At 59.1% G+C, this 21,314-nt stretch carries 12 protein-coding genes and 1 pseudogene; 6 read left to right on the top strand and 7 right to left on the bottom strand.

The genetic code is table 11. The annotated features are described in order from the left end of the window. Positions 1-41 precede the first annotated feature (41 nt). Positions 42-5,414, top strand: a complete 5,373-nt coding sequence (locus HNP48_RS10030) for an AAA family ATPase (protein WP_184856769.1) — start codon at positions 42-44, stop codon at positions 5,412-5,414. A gap of 413 nt (positions 5,415-5,827) precedes the next feature. Continuing rightward, positions 5,828-6,187, top strand: coding sequence for a hypothetical protein (locus tag HNP48_RS35175; RefSeq protein ID WP_260420183.1), 360 nt, complete (start codon positions 5,828-5,830; stop codon positions 6,185-6,187). A 48-nt stretch (positions 6,188-6,235) separates the two neighbouring features. Here the strand turns inward: HNP48_RS35175 and HNP48_RS10025 are convergent, their stop codons facing one another. Next, on the bottom strand, positions 6,236-7,087 hold the full coding sequence (locus tag HNP48_RS10025) for a hypothetical protein (RefSeq protein WP_184856768.1): 852 nt from the start codon (positions 7,085-7,087) through the stop codon (positions 6,236-6,238). Between the two features lie 312 nt (positions 7,088-7,399). Between HNP48_RS10025 and HNP48_RS10020 the strand changes: the two genes are divergently transcribed. Then, positions 7,400-8,023 carry a LysE/ArgO family amino acid transporter gene (locus tag HNP48_RS10020; protein WP_184856767.1) on the top strand — a complete coding sequence of 208 codons (624 nt, stop codon included), beginning with the start codon at positions 7,400-7,402 and terminating at the stop codon, positions 8,021-8,023. 88 nt (positions 8,024-8,111) lie between these two features. Here HNP48_RS10020 and tnpC read toward each other — a convergent pair. The 4 genes and pseudogenes from tnpC to HNP48_RS10000 all read right to left on the bottom strand — a co-directional run bounded on the left by tnpC (position 8,112) and on the right by HNP48_RS10000 (position 14,671). Further along, a pseudogene (gene tnpC, locus HNP48_RS10015) lies at positions 8,112-9,710 on the bottom strand (IS66 family transposase). Between the two features lie 63 nt (positions 9,711-9,773). Then, positions 9,774-10,106, bottom strand: a complete 333-nt coding sequence (tnpB, locus tag HNP48_RS10010) for an IS66 family insertion sequence element accessory protein TnpB (RefSeq protein WP_184856766.1) — start codon at positions 10,104-10,106, stop codon at positions 9,774-9,776. Beyond that, complete coding sequence (locus HNP48_RS10005; protein ID WP_184856765.1) at positions 10,103-10,474, bottom strand: transposase; 372 nt, start codon at positions 10,472-10,474, stop codon at positions 10,103-10,105. The genes tnpB and HNP48_RS10005 overlap by 4 nt, the downstream gene beginning before the upstream one ends. A gap of 270 nt (positions 10,475-10,744) precedes the next feature. Continuing rightward, the gene (locus HNP48_RS10000) at positions 10,745-14,671 is read right to left on the bottom strand and encodes an AAA family ATPase (protein ID WP_184856764.1); all 3,927 of its coding nucleotides are present in this window, start codon (positions 14,669-14,671) and stop codon (positions 10,745-10,747) included. A 233-nt stretch (positions 14,672-14,904) separates the two neighbouring features. Between HNP48_RS10000 and HNP48_RS09995 the strand changes: the two genes are divergently transcribed. From HNP48_RS09995 to HNP48_RS09985, 3 genes are read left to right on the top strand one after another with little or no spacing between them, the layout of a single operon-like run. After that, positions 14,905-15,177, top strand: a complete 273-nt coding sequence (locus HNP48_RS09995; protein ID WP_057268018.1) for a hypothetical protein — start codon at positions 14,905-14,907, stop codon at positions 15,175-15,177. Between the two features lie 46 nt (positions 15,178-15,223). Continuing rightward, positions 15,224-16,504, top strand: a complete 1,281-nt coding sequence (locus HNP48_RS09990; RefSeq protein ID WP_184856763.1) for a DNA repair exonuclease — start codon at positions 15,224-15,226, stop codon at positions 16,502-16,504. Positions 16,505-16,527: 23 nt separating this feature from the next. Further along, a complete protein-coding gene (locus HNP48_RS09985; RefSeq protein ID WP_184856762.1) occupies positions 16,528-20,019 on the top strand; it encodes a YhaN family protein in 3,492 nt (1,163 codons plus the stop codon). Positions 20,020-20,045: 26 nt separating this feature from the next. On the opposite strand, the gene HNP48_RS09980 is transcribed toward HNP48_RS09985, so the two are convergent. Then, positions 20,046-20,495 (bottom strand): helix-turn-helix transcriptional regulator, encoded by a 450-nt coding sequence (locus tag HNP48_RS09980; protein ID WP_184856761.1) that lies wholly within the window; start codon positions 20,493-20,495, stop codon positions 20,046-20,048. 140 nt (positions 20,496-20,635) lie between these two features. After that, positions 20,636-21,268, bottom strand: coding sequence for a response regulator transcription factor (locus HNP48_RS09975; protein WP_184856760.1), 633 nt, complete (start codon positions 21,266-21,268; stop codon positions 20,636-20,638). Between the last annotated feature and the right edge of the window lie 46 nt (positions 21,269-21,314).

Below are 21,314 nucleotides of genomic sequence, written 5' to 3'. Positions count from 1 at the left end.
CCGCTGTTGATAGCGACTATGACAAAGCCTCGCAACCTCACATGCCCTCTCCTGAACTGACCGGCGGCGCCGGATTTACCTACGAAGATGCGGTTGCCGCACACTACTGTGTAGCAATGCTGATGGGCACTACAGCTGCTTCGCTCGATGGAAAGATCGTGCAGCGCGTGTCACAGCAACAAGGCGATTTCGGTGAGCCGCTTGACGATGTCATAGTAGATGCAGCTTCCTTGATAGATGGCGCCTCTATGCGTCTTTCACTGCAGGTGAAGCGTTCTCTCACCATCTCCAGCGCCGCCAGCAACACGGATTTTCGCGAAGTCATCCATCGCAGCTGGACGACGCTTCAGAAGCCCGATTTTCGTGAGAACCTAGACCGCTTCGGGGCAGCTTCCCAGTCGGTCGCGGAAGAGGCTATCCGGGCGTTTAACGCTGTGTGTGAATGGGCACGAGCCTCTGATAGTGCCGACACGTTCATTGCACGCTTTGCTGAGGGTGGAAGCGCCTCGGGGGCCCATATCGCCATAGTCAAGGCAGTCAGGGACCTCGTAGAAGAGTTGGTTCCTGCTCTATCCGATGTGCAGTTGCACCGACTTCTGGCCCATTCGGTCTTGATTAGATTTGACTTTCTCCACGAAGGCGCGACACATGACGCTGATGCGATTGTTAGCCTTCAGCGCGGGTTGGCGACAGAGTCCGTGGACCGAGCGGCAGAACTATGGGACTTGTTGCGTCAACTAGCGCGAGACGGTGCTGGTCGCAACGCGGTCCACACGCGCGCCTCTATCTTGCGCGCGCTCCCTGGCTGGCGTTTTGGAGGAGTTCCAGCCTTTGAGCGTGACATCCAAATGCTGCGTGAGAACACGCGTCACTGGCTTGATCAACAGGCCAACAGCATTGGCGGTACCCATCTCGCTCGACGAGGCTTGAGGGAGAAGCTAACCCAGCAGATGTCTGCTCACCGCCTGACGTTGATCAAAGGTCTGCCTGGCACGGGCAAGACTGTGCTTTTGCGAGAGCTGTTGCAAGGGCTCGCTGCAGACGGCACCACTTTGTTGCTTACCGCTAACCGGCTTTCCGGGCGAAGTTGGTTGGAGCATGCCCGGACCAATGGTCTGAGAGCGACGTCCATTGAGGACTTGCTCGTGGAGGTATCAGCAACCGGCCATGCGGTGTTGGCGATCGATGGCATTGATCGAATCGCACCGGAACAACGCGCAGTGGTAACGGACCTGTTGGGCCAGTTGCATTCAAACCCGACGCTTGCTGACTGGCGGATTGTTGCCACGGCCCGGGATGCGGGTGTGGAACCACTGCGCAACTGGGTACCTTCTGCTCTCCTGGCCAATGCTGGTGTGGGATATGTCGATGTCTTGAACTTGGACGACGAGGATGCCGATTCGCTTTCGGCGTCCCTGCCTGCTTTGCGTCCTCTGCTCACCGGGGGAAACGAACGAGTGCGATTGCTGGCACGGCGCCCATTCTTCGCAGCTGTGCTTGCCCGAGGCTTCTCGCATTCATCTTACCCGTCAGACTTTGCACCTCAATCAGAGGTGGATCTGGTGGATGCATGGTGGTCGCGTGGAGGATATGACGCTCAACTTCCCCAGGCCCTCACACGACAGCGTGCTCTGATAGAGCTAGCTCAGCGCAGTGCTTCCGATCTGGGTAGACACATTCGCATCCGTGATCTTTCGGCTCCAACACTGGGCGAGCTTTCCGCTCTTGAGGAGGACGGCCTGGTGCAGCAGGTGCGTCCCGGTCACACTGTGCAGTTCAGCCACGACATTTTTTTCGAATGGTCTTTCCTGCATCTGATGTTGGACCGAGATGAGCGTTGGATTGAAGCTCTAACGGAGGCTGGTGAGCCTCCTGCCCTTGCCCGTGTCGTGGAGTTGCTGTCGCAAGCAACCTATGTCGACTTTGATCAATGGCAGCGCGAACTTCATGTCATTGAGCAGGCACAGGTGCGTCCTCAATGGCTTCGAGCGTGGCTTATGGCCCCCGTTTTTAGTCCACGGTTTGCCGAACATTCTGATCGGTTTGAGGCCGCATTGGGCGCAAATAGTCACCTTTTACTTGGCAAGCTCCTACTGTGGATGCAAGCAGAGAAGACGACTCCGAATCCCATGGTGTTGTCTGGCGCGTTAGGCGAAGAAATGGATGGGAGCGCGCGCGTGCGCCTGGCGGATGCGCTTGGCTGGCCATCGGATTTTGCAGCGTGGCGCCGGCTGCTTATTTGGATACTTCCGCAAGTGGAGTTGCTTCCCAGCACTCTTTTGCACGATGTTCTCACGCTATTTGAGACCTGGCAGACACCATTTATGCATGTACGCGATTCCATGTCGCGGAAGATCGTGGAGCAGAGTGCAAGCTGGTTGCACGCTATCGAAGATGAGCACGTAGATAGGCGTGGAAGGCGGCCTGGATTTTCTGCAACGCCAGATCAACCTCGTCCTCCGATGGCACTGGAATCAAGGCTGCGCAGTTTGATCTTGCGTTCTGCCCATGCCTTTCCTGACGTGGTCACAGCCTATCTGAATAAGATTGAGTCAATCGAGCGCTGGTCTGATGGCTCATTTCGCGAACTGATGGCACATTCCGCGTTGCTTGCACAGACCCACTCTGTCCTGCTTGCACAGTGCGCGCGACGCTGGTTCATGAAAGAGTTGCCTGATGAGCGTTCGGCTCGTTGGGAGCGAGAAATGCGGGAACAAGCGGAAAGGCGTGCAGCTATACAAGCAATGCCGCCTGAGAGTCGATCAAGAATGGACGCGTTCGCTCTTGACTCACCAAATTTCCCTCCTTCATTCTCCAGACATGACTGGGAGCGGCTGTCGATCGGCGCTGATCATCAGGGATTCTTTCCCGCTTCACCGCTTCGAGAGCCGTTCCACTCATTGCTCAGATCAGATCCAGCAACAGGGTTGGCATTGATCCGAGATATCACAAATCATGCAACAACCGCTTGGTGTCAGATGCACGGACACTGGCATGGGAGTAAAACACCATTGCCCCTTCGGTTGGTGTTTCCATGGGGGATACAGGAGTTCTGGGGGGATGACCGGCGCTATGTGTGGTTCAGAGGCCAAGGCGGACCGCAGGTTGTTGAATGTGCTCACATGGCGCTCGAACGCTGGGGTATTGCGCAGCTTGATGTAGGGCGTGACTTGGATGAAGTGCTGCAACAGTTGTTCGAAGGACAAACGAGCTTGAGCGTTGTAGGCATTGCTGTTCAGCTCTTTCTGCGTGCGAGAAAAATCTCCCGGGTGACACTTGCGCTGATCGGAAGCATCAGGATTTGGCGCTTGGATCTCGCGCGGTCAGTGCAAGAAGTGCAGCTTCAGCAAGCTGCACTTATGGGTTTCGATTCCAGCACGGATGACGCGCCACATCGACAAGTCATCACGGAAAGCAACCGGTCGGAGGCACGTCGTTGGAACGTTAGAGACCTATCACCGTTTTTTGCACTCAATGGCGATGTGGAGCTCAGGGATGCGTTTCGATCGGCGCTTGAACAATTTCCTGATAAGTTGGAGCTTTCTTATGCTGAGGACGCGCAAGACATAGACTATCTACGCGAGCTTCGAACTACTGCACAACTCTGGGCCGAGTTTGGGCGCTCCCACAACTACACCACTGAGGCCGTCCCTGATAGTGATGGAATGGTCCAAATTGCAATGAGTAGCCCGCGGCATGAAACGCAGGAACTCGTGGAGCAGAGGGAGAGATACGCCCAGTCGATCTGCGGGATGCAGCTTTGGGGCTGGGTACAGAAAAGCTTCGAACAAGATCAACTGCCGCAGGATATTTCTGTCGATGACGCCGTTGGCATCGCGGTGCAATTGGATGAAGCGATCTCTTCAGGCCAAACTTTGCCTGGGGCCGATGTAGGGCTTATTGAAGGCGCGATTGCCGGCACCGCGGCGGTCTTGCTGTGCTTCGGTGATGCGGACGCCCATGAGGCATGGGCGACGGAAACCATTGAAAGGAACATCGACAACCAAGGAGAAATTCCGGGTGGAGAATTCAGTGGGGCAATCATTCCATGGCATCCAAGCATATTTGTAGCCCGTGCAGTCGCTGCGCGGATCAGAATCCGAGGCGGGCATGCTCGTGACCGAGAAACGCTCTATCGCCTCATCGCACATCCGCTTGACGTCGTTTCTCTGGTCGCCTTAGAGGGGGTGATTTCGTGCTGGGATCAGGATCCAAAATTTGCCTGGTGCGGGATCAATCTCGGGCTGCGATTGGCCGTACTTGGACACAGGAGGGACTCTTACCGTCTAGATCCAGCTACGCTGCGGCAAGCTGATTCAAGCCGTCGCACCGCCGCTGTTGCTTCCGCGTGGGCTGAGTACTCCGCATCTGGGGCTTTCGTGGCACTCGTCCGACCTGGCCCCACTTGGCAACCTATCGAGATGAACTTGGAGGATGCAGAAGAAGAGGTGTATCGAGAGGATGGGAGCTGGAGACGCTCAGATGAACTTTGGGACAGCTCACATGCTGCAGCGGCTTTACAGCGGGTTCCAGTAGAAGTCATCATGGTTAGCGAGGGACGTGCTGCATTTGTTGACGCCATTGAGGCGTATGTTCACTGGACCTTGGACACAATCGATCCCGATTGGAGATCTGGGCAACACTTTGGGCGTGTGCGCGATGAGGGACAAATCTATGATTGGATACGACACCTGAGCAGGACATTGGCACGCATAGTGCCCTATCTTTCCCGAGACATTTCCCTTCGGTTGCTGCAGCCGATTCTTTCGCAAACGGACGAAACTGCCGAGCGACTTCTTGCGCCCTTCACTTCTCGTCTGGTTGCACAGGAAGTACTCGATGGAGCAGAAACTACAGAGGAAACCCTTCATTTATTGAAGGCAATAGTGCAACGGGTTTTAGCCTTTGAGGCATTGCAGCGCTCTCCCTTAAGCGATGGTCGGATGGGCGGCTCCGAGTTGCAAGAGTTGGTAAAGACGTTGCTTCTTGTGAGCGTGGAAAACGCCTTTGGCTCTGTTCGATTCGCAAATGGTCGTTGGGATGAGCTTGAGAAAATGATGCCTGTGATCGAGCCCATTGTTCGTTCGGCAGGGTGGCATCCTTATGTCGCAACGCAGTTTGTCACGCTGTGCGAACGCGCTGGAGCTGCTTACCCGGTGGGAATTTTTGCTGATCAGATACTGGTGCAAATTGTTGATGGGAAGCTGCCCGAAATATGGAAGGTCACCAAGGTGCCCGCCACCATTGCAGCGCTTGTGCAATCGCATGCGGATCGTTTGCATCCACTTCCCGCTGACCTCGCAACCAAGCTGTTGCGGGTGCTTGATGCATTGGTTGATCTTGGCGATCGTCGTAGTGCTGCTCTGCAGCAGAGCGAGTCTTTTCGTGGGGTGCGGTTGGATGTCTCGCGTTGACGGGCTGAGATCCTGGATCTTCCTACCCACTCTTGCCTCCCGGCTCAAACGGAGTCCCTAGACCCAAAAAAATGGCCGCAGGAGATCTGCTCCTAGGGGCTACCTGACTGTGGTGGGAGCACGCTTGAGACACGTTTCGGTTCAAACCACGGCGGTTTACCTGCACGCCGACCAAGCTGTACGGGCCTGATAGATCGAGGCGGCCTTCAAGTAGTTCGACTGCAGGCAACTGGTCGCAGGTCCTCAACGATCCACAGCTTGTCAGTCGGCGTCGACACCTTGGTGTGATTCATCCCTGAGAGCCTTTTTGCGATCAGCGTCCACCCCAAAAACCCAGGTGATCGTGCTGCTCCGCTAGTATTGATCTCGTAACTCTGGAGGCGTATCGTTCTGGCGGACGGAAGGAGCTTCGTATGTCACTCGATTGGTCAGACTATCCCGGCGTGCCTGACGATTTCCCTATCACGCCTACAGTCTCGGCGCTCGCTGGCGCCGCGCCCAAGCTTAGCTTGGTGGAGGAAGGCGGCCGGTACTATTCCATCGGCACGTCGCCGTCAGAAGTGCGAGCGGCGCTGAGTGTCTGTGAAGACCTTGTGGAGCAACTGACTTCTTACTGCCAGCGCAAACTGTCCAAGTTTCACGGTGATCGTGATGCCACACTTGAAGCGGTTCATCAATCATTGCTTGGGAAAGGCTGGTGCTCAGAGCCTCAGTCCGCCTGGATCGTCCGCAACATCAGGCTGAGATTGGGGTGGCCTGCGCACAGTACTTGAGTCAAGTCGGCGCCACGTACCTCATCAGGCAGGTCTGCTTTGGGACAATCAGTTCTTGATGAGGACGTGGACTTCGCATTCATTGTGAGACCCTGACAGATCCTTCATCATCGCTTCAGGTTTTTTGATTCTGCGATCTGGGTCGTATACCAAGAAGACAAGCGCCTTCACGCTAGGATGCGCTCGATATCGATTGATATCTTCGAGGAGCTGAGTTCCCAAGGTTCTGTCGCTCATACTTTCGCGCACATACTTCAATTCGACGCCGATTTCATCACTGGAGAGGAGAAAGTCAATCCTGGACGTCTGCCCTGCTTTGTATGGAACGACATCCTCGTCTCGCACATCCTCGAATTGAGCGACAAGAAGTCCATTCATGAGGTCCTGCATGTCGTACTCGTCCCTCATGTCGAACTGCTTCTGGCGGCTAGCGTGGCGATACTGATGTGCATGAACCACCAGGGGGAAGCGGTCACAAAGCTTCAACAGCTGACGCAATGCAGCTTTTGTGGTTGGCGCAGAGCCAGGAGGGGTCAATCGATGCTCTAACTCAAAGCGGTCCCGCTCTTCTCTTGAAAGTACAAGGTCCTCCAATTTGAAATACAGGCCCGACATGTGTTGCGTACCGTTCTTTGGCAGCAGGTCGGCCGTTGTATAGGTGCCTGGTACCCGAATCGCTTCATGGGGCAGCGAGTCAAAGATTCGAGCGGAATCACTTGCACGCAGGAATCGTAAAGGGGACTGTTTAGCAGCCTCAGGTGATAAAAATCGAACCTGCGACACAGTGCGAGTGATCTTGCCATCTGGAAGCTCGGTTTCGATCTTGTGGCTTCCGATGTCTCGGATGTACACGCTGAAGACCAGTTGGCCGCTGCGTGCGTACTCACCCAGTGTGGCCATATCTGTACACCCATGAATCCTCCAGCGATCAATGATTTCTGTAAGCGTTCGGCAAAGTCATCTTGACGTTGCAAACCCGTTCTGCGCTCTGAGTCGGCAGCTCCAGCCGCTGTGGGTTTTATCGTCTTGTTGGCCACCGTCGCGCTGTCGGAGATTTAGGTGGCACGTGGAGAGACGTTTGCGCCGCTGGCTCCCTTGTTCCGTTCTAAGACTGACGAGGACGTTGCTTTCTCATGAACGGCGCTGCAGGTAAAATATGTGGCATCTATTGACTCACCCGGTTCAGCTTGAGAGGTTGTCGGTTTCTCCGACATGCTCGACCTCTCCGCTGCCGTGCAAGGCTTCTTGCTTGCCCTTGGGCTTTTCATCTGTCCCGGCCCCAAGGACGTCCTGGTATTCCGCGAGGCACTTCTGGGGCGCTCGCGGGCGGTGCTTGTCGCCATCAGTAGCGGCAGCGACCTTGTTCTAATTGCCGTGGGCGTTCTGGGTGTCTCCGCGGCGCTCGAGACCTTCCCCCCGCTTCAAGTTCTCTTGCAGGCCGCTGGTATTGCCCTGCTCGTCGGTCACGCTATGCACGCGGCGCGTTCTGCATCAAGAGGGTCTGCCGCACACACTGCCTCTGCGATCAACGCCGGCGATGGGAGTTGGGTGCGCCGCGTCTTGGTGATGTCTCTTGGCAATCCTGCCTCGTGGCTCGACACGGTGGTCATTCTTGGATCAGTGGGCGCTGCGCTCCCCGCCTCGGCCAGTGTGACGTTCTCCGTCGGTGCTGTATGCGCTTCCATCGTGTGGTTCACTGCGTGGGTCTCCCTTGCCAGAGGTGCCAGCCACTGGCTGACCTCGACAATGAGCTGGCGGATTGTGGATGCGGGGACGACGATAGCCATGTTAGGCATGGCGCTGTGGCTCGCCACGGATCTAGTTGCCCGGCTCTGATTGCCCTTCAGCGCGCTGGACCGCGCAACTACCGACCGCACGAGGTGCTAAGTGTCCTGCGAAGTCATCTTGACTCCGCCGAGCAGGCTCAGTGAGCAGCCAAGGGCGTCCAGCGATGCGGCAGCAGTTCCTCGATCCGACTGGCAGGCAGGGTGGGCAGCCGCTCCAGTACGTCCTTGAGGTAGGCGTACGGATCGTGGCCATTGATCTTGGCCGAGTGCACCAGGCTCATGACCGCAGCGGCCCGCTGGCCCGCGCGTAGGCTGCCGGCGAACAGCCAGTTCGACCTGCCAAGTGCAATCGGCCTGATCTGGTTTTCGACCCAGTTGTTGGAGATGGGCACATCGCCATCGTCGATGTAGCGCGTCAGCGCCTTCCACCGCTTCAAGCTGTAGTCGATGGCCTTGGCGGTAGCCGAGCCGTCGGGCACGAGTTGACGCTGTGCCAGCAGCCACTTGTGCAGCGCCGCGGCCACCCTTCGCGACTTGCGCTGTCGAACCCGTCGTCGCTCTTCGGCAGTGGCTGCGGCGATGTCCTCCTCGATCCTAAAGAGCACCTGGAAGTGCCTCAGCGCCTGCTGGCCGACCTTGCTGGCGTGAATGGCCCACAGCTCGTGGAACTTGCGCCTGGCATGCGCGACGCATCCAGCCTCGGTGACGCCGCGCTCGAAGCTGGCTTTGTAGCCGGAGAATCCGTCGGTCACCAGCGTGCCGCGCCAAGCCTGCTCGCCGGTGCCGTCCTGGCGCAGGAAGCCGCGCACGTTCTCCCCGCCACGGGTCTCGGCGAAGTTGAACACCACGGCCCGGGTGGCGTTGAAGCTGGTGGTGCAGTAGGTCCAGATGTAGGCCTTGTGGGTCTTCTTGTTGCCTGGCTTGAGCATGCCCACCGGTGTCTCGTCGGCATGCAACACACCGTGGCGCAGCAGCTCGTTCGTCAGCGCGTCCACCAGCGGCTGTAGTTGCGCGCCGCATTCACCGACCCACTACGCCAAGGTGGAGCGCGCGATCAGCATGCCGGCACGCTCGAAGATGCGCTCCTGTCGGTACAGCGGCAGGTGGTCGAGGAACTTGGCCACCAGCACCTGGGCCAGCAGCCCGGCGGTGGGGATGCCCTTGTCGATGACGTGCGCAGGCACAGGCGCCTGCACCAGCTTCTGGCAATGCGCGCAGGCCCATTTGCCGCGCACGTGGCGCTCCACTGTGAACACGCCGGGTTCGTAGTCCAGCCGCTCTGCGATGTCCTGGCCGATGCGTTTCATCGTGCAACCGCAGGCGCAAGCTGTGTTCTGCGGCTCGTGGTGCACGTCGCGGCGCGGCAGGTGCGCCGGCAGCGGCTCGCGCCTGGGGTGTTGCTTGGCTTTCTTGCCCTTGGCGCCCCGCGCTTCGTCATCGGCCTGTTCGAGCTCGGTCGTCAGCTGCGCGATGTCGCTGTCCAGCGTCTCTTCGATCAGGCTCTTTTGCTCGGCGCTCATGCCAGCGCAGAACTTCTCGCTGGTGACGGCGTACTTCAGCCGCCGCAGGTTGGCCACCTCGTGCGTGAGCTTGTCGATCAGCGCCTGCTTGAAGGTGGCTTCGCGCGCATGGCGCGCGAGAAGCTCGTCCTTGGCCGCTACCTCGGCCATCAGCGTCAGCAGCGCCTGACGCATCTGCTGCGGGTCCAGGGCGTCGAGTTGCTGCGGGGCGATCACAGGTCGTGATCGTGCCGGCCCATGGCGGATCGGTCCATCGGCAGATTCGGCAATTGCGCAGCGTTACAGCACGCGGATGACACCGGCCTCGCCAACGCGTTGCCACGGCAGGCCCAGCACGAGGGCATCGAACTGCGCCTGGCTGAGGGCAGTCGTGGCCGCGCCTTCCTTCGGCCAGACGAACTTGCCGCTGTTCAGGCGCCGCGCGGCCAGCCACACGCCGATGCCGTCATGCACCAGCACCTTCATGCGGTTGGCGCGTCGGTTGGCGAACAGGTACGCGTGGTGCGGGCGCGCCTGGCCGAACACGTTGACGACACGGGCCAGGGCGGCCTCTGTCCCCGCACGCATGTCCAGCGGCTGCACGGCCAGCCACACCGCTTCGATCCGGATCACCGCAGCAGCTCGCGCATCCAGCCTGCGCACTCGGCGGCGGCCGCCATCGGCCAGGACACCGTGATCGTCGTCGCGCCGCGCCGCACGTCGATGCGTATCTCCGTCGGCTGTGCGGCAGGCTCTGGCATCCGGACCGGGACGAACGTCGATGCAGCCGCTGCAGGCTGGACCGTTGCCACGGCTTGCGGCAACTCCGCCTCGCGTACCCAGCGGCGCAGTAAGTTGGCATTGATGCCGCGCGCCAAGGCCACCGAGGCCATCGACATGCCGGCCTGCGATGCTGCGGCCACCGCGTCGGCTTTGAATTCGTCGCTGTGCAGCCGTCGGCGCCGACGGCCTGGCGAGGGCTGCTGTTCGATAGTGTCCACGTGTCCGCCAAGAGTTTCTGGTGGACACGAGCATCCTTTGCTCCTATCGCGATTTCAAGATGACTTGGCCGGACGCTTACTGATTTCTGGCAGCGTGAAGTAGCTTTTCTCAGGGTAGCGGCATGTGAGGGCGAGCTGGGCGGTGAGTTCCAGCGTCCAGAAGGCATTAAGGTTTTTAGGATCTGAAGGGCTTGCCCAAGACTGGAACCATGAGCACTGCGACGCTGAATGCGATGGGGATACCTCCCTCGAATTGATTGTTCGAGATGGCTACGAGCCGTTGGTGTATAGGACTCCAAGGATGAGAACGGCCGACTCGACTTGTGCAAATCCCGGATGGGATTTGCCGACTGAAAAAACATCGGAGACGCCCAGCCCACCGATAGTTTCGAATTGCCTGAGATGCCCAAGATCGCCTGGAAGTGATTTCCCGACGCGCTTGAAAAGCATCGTCTCATCTGAAACCTTCAACGCCACATAGTGATCCAGCCATTGGTCGAAGGTTGACAGATCCAGGGTCTCACCACCGAGCGCAGTCTGTCCCTCCAAGGCGAGTGGCACCGCACTTTCCTTCTTCACTTGATAAGCACTTTTGACTCGCTTGAGGAGTGTGCCCAGGTCGACTTGCTCGGCTTCTCCGTTCCCTTGCTGTGTAGGTTTGACATCCACGTGGAAAAGCATGCCCTTCACCTGATGAAGAGCTACCTCAGAGGCATTGACGGTGACTGTGTTGCGCCCAGATCGAGGATCCGGTGTTTCGGTTGCAAGCCCGACATAGCTGCTGTGCTTAGACCGATGAAGACGCCTTGCAAAAATCACATTCTCGCGCCTAGCGATTACAAGGCTTCGATCCGAGACTTCGCTTGCAGAGGCCTCAACTATGGCCACGCTCTGCACAGTGGATGCAAACCCAAAGTTCGTTGTCCGGAGGAAAAAAGCCGCTTTGTCTTCAAACCAATCTGATGACAGCGTCTCCAGTTCGGTCTCCTGCGAGCCGCCGTAAGCACTCCCAAGCACAAACGCCTTCAAACTTGGTTGAATAGGAAGATTGAACTTTGGGATCTGCTCCAAAGAGAGTGGCTCAAGATTCGGAGTCGGATGCTTAAGAGGCTCGCGTCTGCAGAAAGTCCTAAAGTCTTGATGTGCCAATTCGACCAGATCGCAAAGCCGGTCCAGGTTTTGCAGCTCCGTCGAGACTTGAGTGGGCGTTATGGATGTTTTGAGGTGATGGTGAGAATTGTTCAGTAGCGACCAGGTGGTGGACTTCGGGTCCAGCGCTGGATCCTTTGAAAGTGCCACCACATGCTTTGTTTTGAAGAGGTCGATCGAACCGGCTTTGACGGCGCTCTTCAGGTCGTTGGCAAAATCACCGAGGGTAGGCTTGAGATTGTGTGAGGCTGAGGCTGGCTTTCCGATGTCGTCAAAAAAATCACCCAATCGTGCTTCGATGAACTCTCGGCATTTTGCTGCATAGTCCTGCGCCAACGTCGGGACTGTCCAATGGGAGTCGACCGCGTTTTTCTTGGCTTGGGCGACCTCCAGCACACTCGGTGCCGTTGCAAGAGTTGGTCGCTGCCAAGTTGCAGGATGGACGTCACGGTGCTCGAACAGTACTTGTGCGGCCTGACATTCCCGGACGACATGGCCCGCGAACTTCTTGTCGTGAGTTGTGAGGAAAGGTTGAGCTCCATGGGCTACCAGCTTCACCAACCCCCCAGCGAGTCTTTCCTTGTTTTCACCGTCGAGCAACTCCTGTGGGTCATCGAGCACGACGAGGTTCAGACCGCCTCGCTCTTTGCGCATGTAGTCCCAGTAGGCGAAGTAGAAAGCGATTAGGGTCGCACGAAGTGCAGAGGCATTGGCCACATGCTGGGCAGGCGCAGACGCCCCATCGCTACCGATACGAAACTCCAGCTGACCATCAGGCTTCATGCTGGTTGCTTTCAGATCATGGTTGGCATTGGGATAGCCAGCTTGGTAGATGGTTTTTCGCCAACTTTCGGTCACGGAGTGGAGCTCGTTTTGAAGGCTATCAACCTGCTTCTCCGCAAGTGCTCCCAGCTTGAAACACTCTGCGAGCGATGCATCTGCACGGCTGTATGCCTCCAACCGCGCTTCCAGGGCACGGCGTTCTTCTAGGTCTGCCTTCAATCTTCCACAGACGCGGAGAGCCGCATTCAGTGGCTCGACGCTCTCGATGAGCTTCTCCAAGTCCATCAGGCGACCCCGGAGTGAAGTCGGGACTAAAGGAGATCCTTGGGCCACTAATCCAACGACCTCCCTAGTAAAGTTGTGGATCAACGTCCCATTGGTTTGTGCCCAATCAGACGTGCGAAGGGCTGTGTCCAGTCGAAGGATGGAGCGCTGCAGCGAGGGCATCCCAGGAAGTTTTTGAGACAGGTTTTCTAGCGTAGTGAGTTCCAGACCGGGCGCAATGTCTCGCATGGCATCGCACGCAGCTGTGGCAATTTGCACCAAAGGAAATAAAGGACCTTGGAAGGCCGAACTGCTCAATGTTTCGTCGACGAGTGCCTGGCGAATCAACTGAAACGGCATGTCGCTCAAGTCGCGCTTGAGTTCCGCGGCCAATGTTTCGTCCAGTGCCGATGAGAAATGGGCAACCGTTGAGTTAGACCATCTTTCTAGCGTTTGAGAGACAAAATTGAAGTCCTTCTCCAGCGCGTCGCTGAGGTGAGATTGGACCGACAGGCCAGTTACAGGGTCGATAGCGTCAACTAGGTCTCCTCCGCACACCACACAGGTCGCGAGGTCCGGAGCTGTCATCCCGTGATCGGAATACCATTGCGCAATTGCTGCATAGATTCGATGGCGAGCAGCTTTATCCGATGATTGAGAAAGCTCCAGAAGTACTTGTGCTTGGGACAGGGCTTCGGCGATGAGGCTTCGCGCATTCGATGTATCTTCTGTTGTGAGCTTTCGTAGGGAGGAGAGGCGACGCGCAGACTCTGAAGTCTTGAGCGCCTCAATGGCAACACGAGCCTCAATGACATCATGCTCCAAGGCTTGGCCTTGCGCTTCGGGATCGAAATCAGCGCCAAGTACGCTTTGCGCCGCCAAAAGCGCAGAGGATTTCTTGAGTTGGAGCCTCTCCTCAACTTCCTTCAAGGCTGCTTCTGTCGCAGACCCTAAGGTCGGAGAGGGTAGGTCAGCGGCAATCTCCAAATCGGGATGCTTTGCAGCGATTTCGTTCAAGTCTTCAAGGCTACGAGAAAATTGCTCGTCGACTTTTTCAATATCCTTCCTGCGAGCCCTGGTCTCCTCACCGCCAATGCGCTCTCGCACTTTCTTCACGTGTTTGGCCAAGTCGGTGAAGGGTGCGAGTCCAGTCAATTGCGCTACCGCTTTGCCAAGTTCAGATTGAGAGCCAAGTTGTGAAAACGGGAGCAAGGCGGGGATTACCGTGCCGATTCTCAATGCGTGGCTATCAAGCCCCAAGGCGGCGAAGTTGGGAGGAGTCTCCTCAATTTTTCCCCTTGGTGTCCTGGTCTGTGTGCGCCGTACTTGGTGCAACTTACCAGTGCTAGTCTCTCGAAGCGTGAGCTCCACCCAAGTGTCAATTGGGATTGATGATTGCTCTAGTTTTTCCATCGAAGCCGGCGGAAGCGGCGTCACTGGAGACGACTTGTAGTTCGAGACCTCGTTGTCCCCTTCATGGAGCAACTCGAAGCTGAAATCTTGGTCACTTCTTTCTGGGGCACGCTGCGGGCGGAGTAGCATGCCAGTAAGGCACCACACAACTGCATTCAGAAGAGACGTCTTGCCTGCTCCATTAAACCCCTCAAGGATTGTGATGCTTGGCGAAATCTCGAAGTCAAAGTCTTTTGGCGCTTCCTTTTCTGTCCCATAAACATGAATCCCTGCAAAGCGGTGTGCTTGCAGACGGGTGAGTGTGTAAGAGGATTTTGGACCTGATGCGGGCACAGTCACCGCAACGGGCTTTGGTAGAGCCAGGCTTGGGCTTGCCACGATTGCGTCGATGTCGATCTGCTGAACGTTGCTTGCCCACTTCAGCCGGTTCTTCGCATACCAATTCAAGATCGCGCGGCTGGAGGCATCAGGTAGCGAGAAAGCCTCGCCGTCCGAACCCACGCTAACGGAACCGCCACCTATCAACTCGGCGAGCAATGACTCGACGGAATGAAGATGCAATGACTTTGCACTCGAATTCTTGTCCAAAATGACTCCTCCCGATGGCTAGCCTTCATTTCTGTTGGCCTATAAAAATGCAGCAGCATTCAGGGTTTGCAACGCTAAACGTGATGCTTTCATACCGTCTGAGATTGTGCTGTGCCAGCCAAATTGCGCAATGAGTACATTGCAATGTGGATCCCTTTGGACAGGCGGTGGATTGGCATGGTTCACCCAGAATTTGAGTGCTGTAATTCCATCCAGTCATGCACAATCACCGCATGGAACTCGACCAGATCGCCATCGCCCTGTTCGGCGCCCTCGCAGCCTGGCTGTCTCAGGCCCGCAGCGAGAAACTGCGGCGCTGGGCCTGCATCTTCGGGATGCTGGGCCAGCCCGCCTGGTTCTACGCCGCATGGAAGGCCGACCAGTGGGGCATCTTCCTCGTGAGCGTGATCTACTTGGGCGCCTGGATGCGCGGCGTCTGGGTCCATTGGATTGCCCCACCACCTGCATCTGGGGTGGGCACTATCCAGATCGTCCCCCGCAAGTGAGGCCTTCGCTCGATCCGGCTGTGGGCAATCAACAGGAGCCTCTCGCGTGAAATTCATCCACACCGCAGACCTGCACCTGGACAGCCCCTTGCGCGGCCTGTCCTCCTATCCCGATGCCCCCGCTGAGCGCCTGCGCACCGCCACGCGCGATGCCTTCGAGCGCCTGGTCACCGTGGCCATCGAGGAGAAGGTGGACTTCATGGTCATCGCCGGCGACGTCTATGACGGCGACTGGAAGGACTTCAACACCGGGCTCTTCTTCGTGCGCCAGATGGGCCGCCTGCGCCAGGCCGGCATCCCGGTGTACCTGCTCTACGGCAACCACGATGCCGACAGCGAAATGACCAAGGGCCTGGAGCTCCCCGACAACGTCCACGCCTTTGCCTCGCGCAAGGCAGAGACCTTCCGCATCGAGCCGCTCAAGGTCGCCCTGCACGGCCGCAGCTTCAAGGTGGCGGCCACCACGGAGAACCTGCTCCCCGGCTACCCCATGCCCGTGGCCGGCTGGCTCAACATCGGCGTGCTGCACACCGCGCTCGAAGGACTCACCGAGCATGCCAAGTACGCCCCATGCACCGTGCCCGAGCTCCAGGCCAGGGGCTACCAGTACTGGGCCTTAGGCCACGTGCATGAGCAACGAATCGAGCGCGGTGACACCACCATCGCCTACCCGGGCAACCTGCAGGGCCGCCACATCCGCGAGACCGGCCCACGCGGAGCGCTGCTGGTCAGCGCCGAAGAAGGCGAGATCACCGAGATCGAGCGGATCGAAGTCGACGTGCTGCGCTGGCACGCCTTGGCCGTCGATGTCAGCACCTGCGTAGACCTGCGCAGCGCCGTTCGGTTGGCGGGCCAGGCCATGGAGGACCTGCTCACCAGCTCGCCTGGCGGCCTGCCCATGGCGGTGCGCGTGAACTTCACAGGCCAGTCTGCCGCCCACGCGGCCCTGGCCAGCGACGAGGGGCAACTGCGCCAGGAGATGATCGCCCAGGCCGTGGCGCTGGACCCCGACCGCATCTGGATCGAGAAGGTGCGTGTCGCCACCACGGCGCCAGCAACACAAGCCAGTGGCCTGGAGGGCGAAGCCCAGGACGCGCTCAATGCACTGCAGGAACTGGCCGCCTCTGCCCATGCCGACCCAGAGTTTCTTCAGTCGCTCCAGGACGACTGGCAGTCCATGCTGGAAAAGCTTCCTCACGACGTGCTGCAGGCCTCCCAAGAACTCGCAGAGCTTCGCCAGGCGGATCCAACGCTCATCGCCGACCGGGTCCGCCAGGCCACTCCGGTGCTCATGGCCCGCGTCGCCGGCGCCAGCACCGCGGCCTGACCCACTTACCCAGCTCGACCCCCATGCGCATCCGCGAACTCAAGCTGATCCGGTACGGCAAATTCACCGACCGCCACCTGTCGCTGCCCCAGCAGGCCAGGGACATTCACCTCATCGTGGGCCCCAACGAAGCCGGCAAGTCCACCGTCCGCTCCGCCATCGGAGACTGGCTGTTCGGCATTCCGGTCAAAACTCCTCTGGCCTTCCTCCACCCAATGCCAGAACTGCGGATCGGCGGCGTGCTGGAACGCATGGGTTCGGGAACCGGCGAGCCACAGCAACTGGCCTACGACCGCACGAAGGGCAACAAGAACACGGTGCGCTCGCCCGACGACGCGGTGCTGCAGGATGCTGTGCTGCAGCCCTGGCTGGGCGGCATGCAACTGCAGGCCTTCACGCGCATGTATGCCCTGGACCACTCCACGCTCGTCGAAGGCGGCGCCGGCATCCTGCAGGCATCGGACGACGTTGGCCGGTTGCTGTTCCAGTCGGCCGCAGGCATTGAAGGCCTTGCCAGTGTTTTGCAAAAGCTGGAGGCAGAAGCAGACGCTTTGTGGGGACCGAAGAAGGCAGGCTCCCGGGTCTACTATCAAGCACTCCAGAGCCATGAGACTGCGACCGCCGAACTGAAGCAGGCTGTGCTCAAAACCAAGGAGTGGAAAACCCAGCACGACGCCCTGATCGCAACCGAGCAGGCCCTCACCGACGCCCGCCAACGCGACCGGGAAACCCGCCTGCAGTTGAACCAGCTGGAGCGCATCCGACGTGTCCGCCCCATGCTGCAGGCACTGGATGCCGCCCAAGTCCAGAAAGAAGCACTCGGCCTCACCGATGCGATTCCACTGCTGCCCGAGAACGCATCCACCACCATCCGAGAAGCCTCCCAGGCCATGGCCCTGGCGCAGGCAGACAGCCAGCGCCTCGAACAGGAATCCTCGACGCTGCGATCCCAGCTGAGCGATATCCAGGTCGACCAGACCCTGCTGACCGTAGCCGCGGACATCACCGACCTCGACGAACGCAGATTGCAGTACCGCAGCCACAGGGCAGACATCGTCAAGCGCACCGAAGAGATCCAGACCCATTGGATGCGCGTGCAAGAACTCGCCAGCGGCCTGGGCTGGGCAAACGACACCGAAGACACCGTGCGCAAGCGCCTGCCGGCCGCGACCACGCGCAACCGCCTGGCGACCCTGCTCAAAGAGCGGGGTACGTTGAACCAGCAACTGCGCAGCGCCCAGTCCGCATTGGCCGACCGCGAGCAGCAGATGGAACAGGCCCAGCAATCCCTGGATCGCCTGGTGGCCCGCGAAGTGCATCCAGGTCTGGCAAGCGCTGTCGAGAAAGCCTTGAAGCTTGGCGACCATGCCGGAGCCGTCTCTCAATTGGCCCAGAGAGTGGACGCGCAAAATTCGGCCCTGGCCACAGCCCTGGCAGGCCTCGGCAAATGGAGGGCGGACCCCGAGGCCCTCGCCGGCATGCTGGTCCCTGACGAAGCGGTCGTGCAAAGCCTGCTTGAAGAAACCCGCACCGGCTCCGCCGAAGCCCAGGCGCTGCAAGATGCGGTAGCTGCGAAGACCGAAGAACTCCAGCGACTGGAACTGGAGCTGCAGCAATTCGTGCAGGACTTCCAGCCGGTGACCCGGGAACAGGTCGACGAGGCACGCCAGTCGCGAGACCAACAGTGGAAGGCGATCAAGGCAACACCAGGTGAGTTGTCCGCAAAGGCAAACGCCTATGAGCAATGGGTGACCAAGGCCGACGTGCTCGCCGACACCCGGCTCGACCGCGTCCAGCATGAAGCCAACTACCGCTCCAAGGCCGAGCGCATCGAGCATGTGCGCCTGGAACTGCAAGGACTGCACGCAAGGCTGCAAGCAGCAACTGACCGGAATGCAGCCCGCGTGCGCCAATGGCAGACGATGGCGGAAGCCAGCGGACTGCCCCAACTCCCGCTGGAGATGGCGCCAGCATGGCTGCGCCAACGCAGAGCGGTACTAGACATCAGCGCCGATCTGGTCCAGTTCGACCAACAGCACGAGCGCCTGGTGGCCGCCGGCGCCGAGCTCGCAGCCGCCATCTGGTCGATGCTCGGCGGCGAGGCAGAAAGCACGGAGACGCCCGCCCTCCATGAAGGCCTGCAGCGGGCGCGCAAGCTGCTGGTCGCGGTGGACCAGGCGCAAGGCCAGCGCAGTGCGCTGGAGCAGCAGGTGGCCGATGGCCAGACCATGGTTCCCAGACTGCAAAGTGCCGTGCAGCAAGCACGAGTCGCCTGGATCGAATGGGAAACCGCTTGGCAGGCGGCCGTGGCAGCCGCAGGTTACGAAAGCGGCACGGATCCCGGGCAGGTTGAAGCGGAGTCCGAGTCCATCCAGGAGGTCGAGCGCCTGCTGACTCTGATCCGGAGTACTCGCAGCGAGCGCATCGAGCCTAAGCAGATGGACCTCGAAGACTTGAAGGCATTTGCTGAAGCTTTGGCACAACGTGCCGCCCCCGACCTTGTGGGGCAGGATGCTGGTGCAATCGCCCAGGAACTCAGCACGCGCCTCGCGACCGCCAAGCAATCCGAGAAAACCCAGCGTGAACTGAAAACCAGGCAAGCCCGGGTTGAGGCAGATCTCGGCGAAGTCCAGCAGCGCCAAGATGCACAGCGCGCACGCCTGGCGCCATTGATGGCCACGGCCGGTATCGCTGACGCCGATGACATCCAATCGCTGGCTGCCGCAGCAGAGCAGTCCGAACAACGCCGGGCGTTGGATGCCAAGATCAGCGAAGTGCAGTCGGACCTGGCACACGGTGGAGATGGCCTGGGCCTGGAAGAACTCCGCCAAGAAGCCCAAGGCGTTGCTCCCGACGAGCTGATGGCCGAGATAGAACGTCTGAGCGGGCAGTCCGCGCACCTGGTAGAAGAGATCGCCCAGTTGAGCGGCCAGCATGGAACCCAGCGCAAGGCCTTTGAGGCCCTGGACGGAACGGACGCTGCTGCCAGGGCCGACGCACGCCGCCAGGAAGCGGTCGCGTCCATGGCCGACGCGGCAGAACGCTACCTCAAGCTACACACGGCAGCGCGCCTCCTGCGGTGGTCCATGGAGAAATTCCGTGAGACCCGGCAAGGCCCGATGCTGGCCAAGGCATCGGCGACGTTCAACACGCTGACCATGGGCTCGTTCGAGCGCCTGCTCGTGGACGGCGCTGACGAAAAACCCAAGCTCTTCGGGATTCGTCCCAACGGTGCCCAGGTGGAGGTTGCAGGGATGAGCGAGGGGTCACGGGACCAGCTGTACCTGGCACTGCGCCTGTCGGCCCTGGAGTTGCAGATCGAGCAGGGCCTGAACATGCCGCTGATCGCGGATGACCTGTTCATCAACTTCGATGACCGGCGCACAGCGGCCGGGCTGCAGGTGCTCGGTGCGCTGTCGAGGAAGATGCAGGTGATCTTCCTGACCCACCATGATCACCTGGTGCCGCTGGCCAGGGAGGTGCTTGGGGGTGAACTCAATGTGATGACGCTTTGAGCAACCGGACAAAGTTGCAAAGACTGCTACTGGGCCTCGGCGAGTAGAGCGAGGGCTTTGCGCTTACCCAGGCCGAGAACCTCGTGGATCCGTTCCAGCTGCGCTGCGCGCGGGTATGCCTTGCCGGACTCCCAACGGTAGACCGATAGGTGACCTGCCTGAAGCAGCTTGCCCATCTCTTTGGCTGAAAGACCAAACTCTTTGCGTTTGGCTGCCAAGGCCTCGGGCTTGAACACCCATTTGCGACCGCCTATGCGCGCGGGTGCTTCTTCCTCTACCGCCGCTTTCACGGGTGCCTTGGCTTGGCGCTGGGCGGTTTTGAGCTGCGATGTGAGGGATTTGACCTCGCGCTTGAGCGCAGCAATCTCCGAGCGATGGGCGGTCAGTGATTTGCGCATGCCCTGGAGCTCAGGCTTGAGCTCCTTGCGAGCCATGCGAACGACTTCAGAGCGGAATGCATTGGAGAAGGTTGTCATGGGCGGATTGTGTACCAGCAGACACCAGTATGCAGCGGTGGCCACGATTGCCTGGAAACCAGTACAGCTCGGCTACCTTCGACCTGCAAGCCCTCTGTACGCATTGCCCATGGCAAGTAGCGCAATCAACTGTCAAGGGCTCAATCGATCAGGTTCTGCTTGAGCGCGTAGTACGTCAGGTCGCTGTTTGAGAAAAGATTGAGCTTCTCCATCAAGCGGGTTCGGTAGGTACTCACAGTCTTGACACTAAGTGAAAGCGCTTCGCCGATCTCACTGACCGTATCGCCCCGGGCGAGCTTAAGGAAAACCTGCATCTCGCGATCCGAAAGCTGCTCGTGCAAAGGGACGTCGGCTGGGCGGTTGAGTTGCTGGGCGAGTAGGTCGGCAACTGCTGGAGTTAGGAATCGTTTTCCCAGCGCGATGACACGGATGGCCTCCAGGATCTGGTTCGGGTCGCAGTCCTTGTTCAGATAGCCGCTGGCGCCTTTGCGGATGAGGTTGAGCGCATATTGCTCTTCTGGGTAACCAGACAGAATGAGGATACCCATGTCCGGGGCCTTTGCACGCAGCATGTCTATGGCATCTAGGCCGCCTTGTCCTGGCATCGACAGGTCAAGGAGCAGTACATCAATCTCGTGCGCGCGAACCAAGTCGATCGCCTCACGGCCGTTGGCAGCCTCGCCAACTACCCGGATATCGACGTGCTCTGATAAAAACTGGCGCAGGCCAGATCGGATTATTTGATGGTCGTCAACAATTCCTACGCGAATCATGAAACTGTCTTTCGGGAGAAAGGTATTTGGAAACAGGCGCAATTCG

Source organism: Acidovorax soli, from assembly GCF_014207955.1.
In the GTDB taxonomy this organism is placed as follows: Bacteria; Pseudomonadota; Gammaproteobacteria; order Burkholderiales; family Burkholderiaceae_C; genus Acidovorax; species Acidovorax soli_A.
The sequence above is the reverse complement of the archived record's forward strand: the minus strand, read 5'-3'. Positions and strand labels throughout refer to the sequence as shown.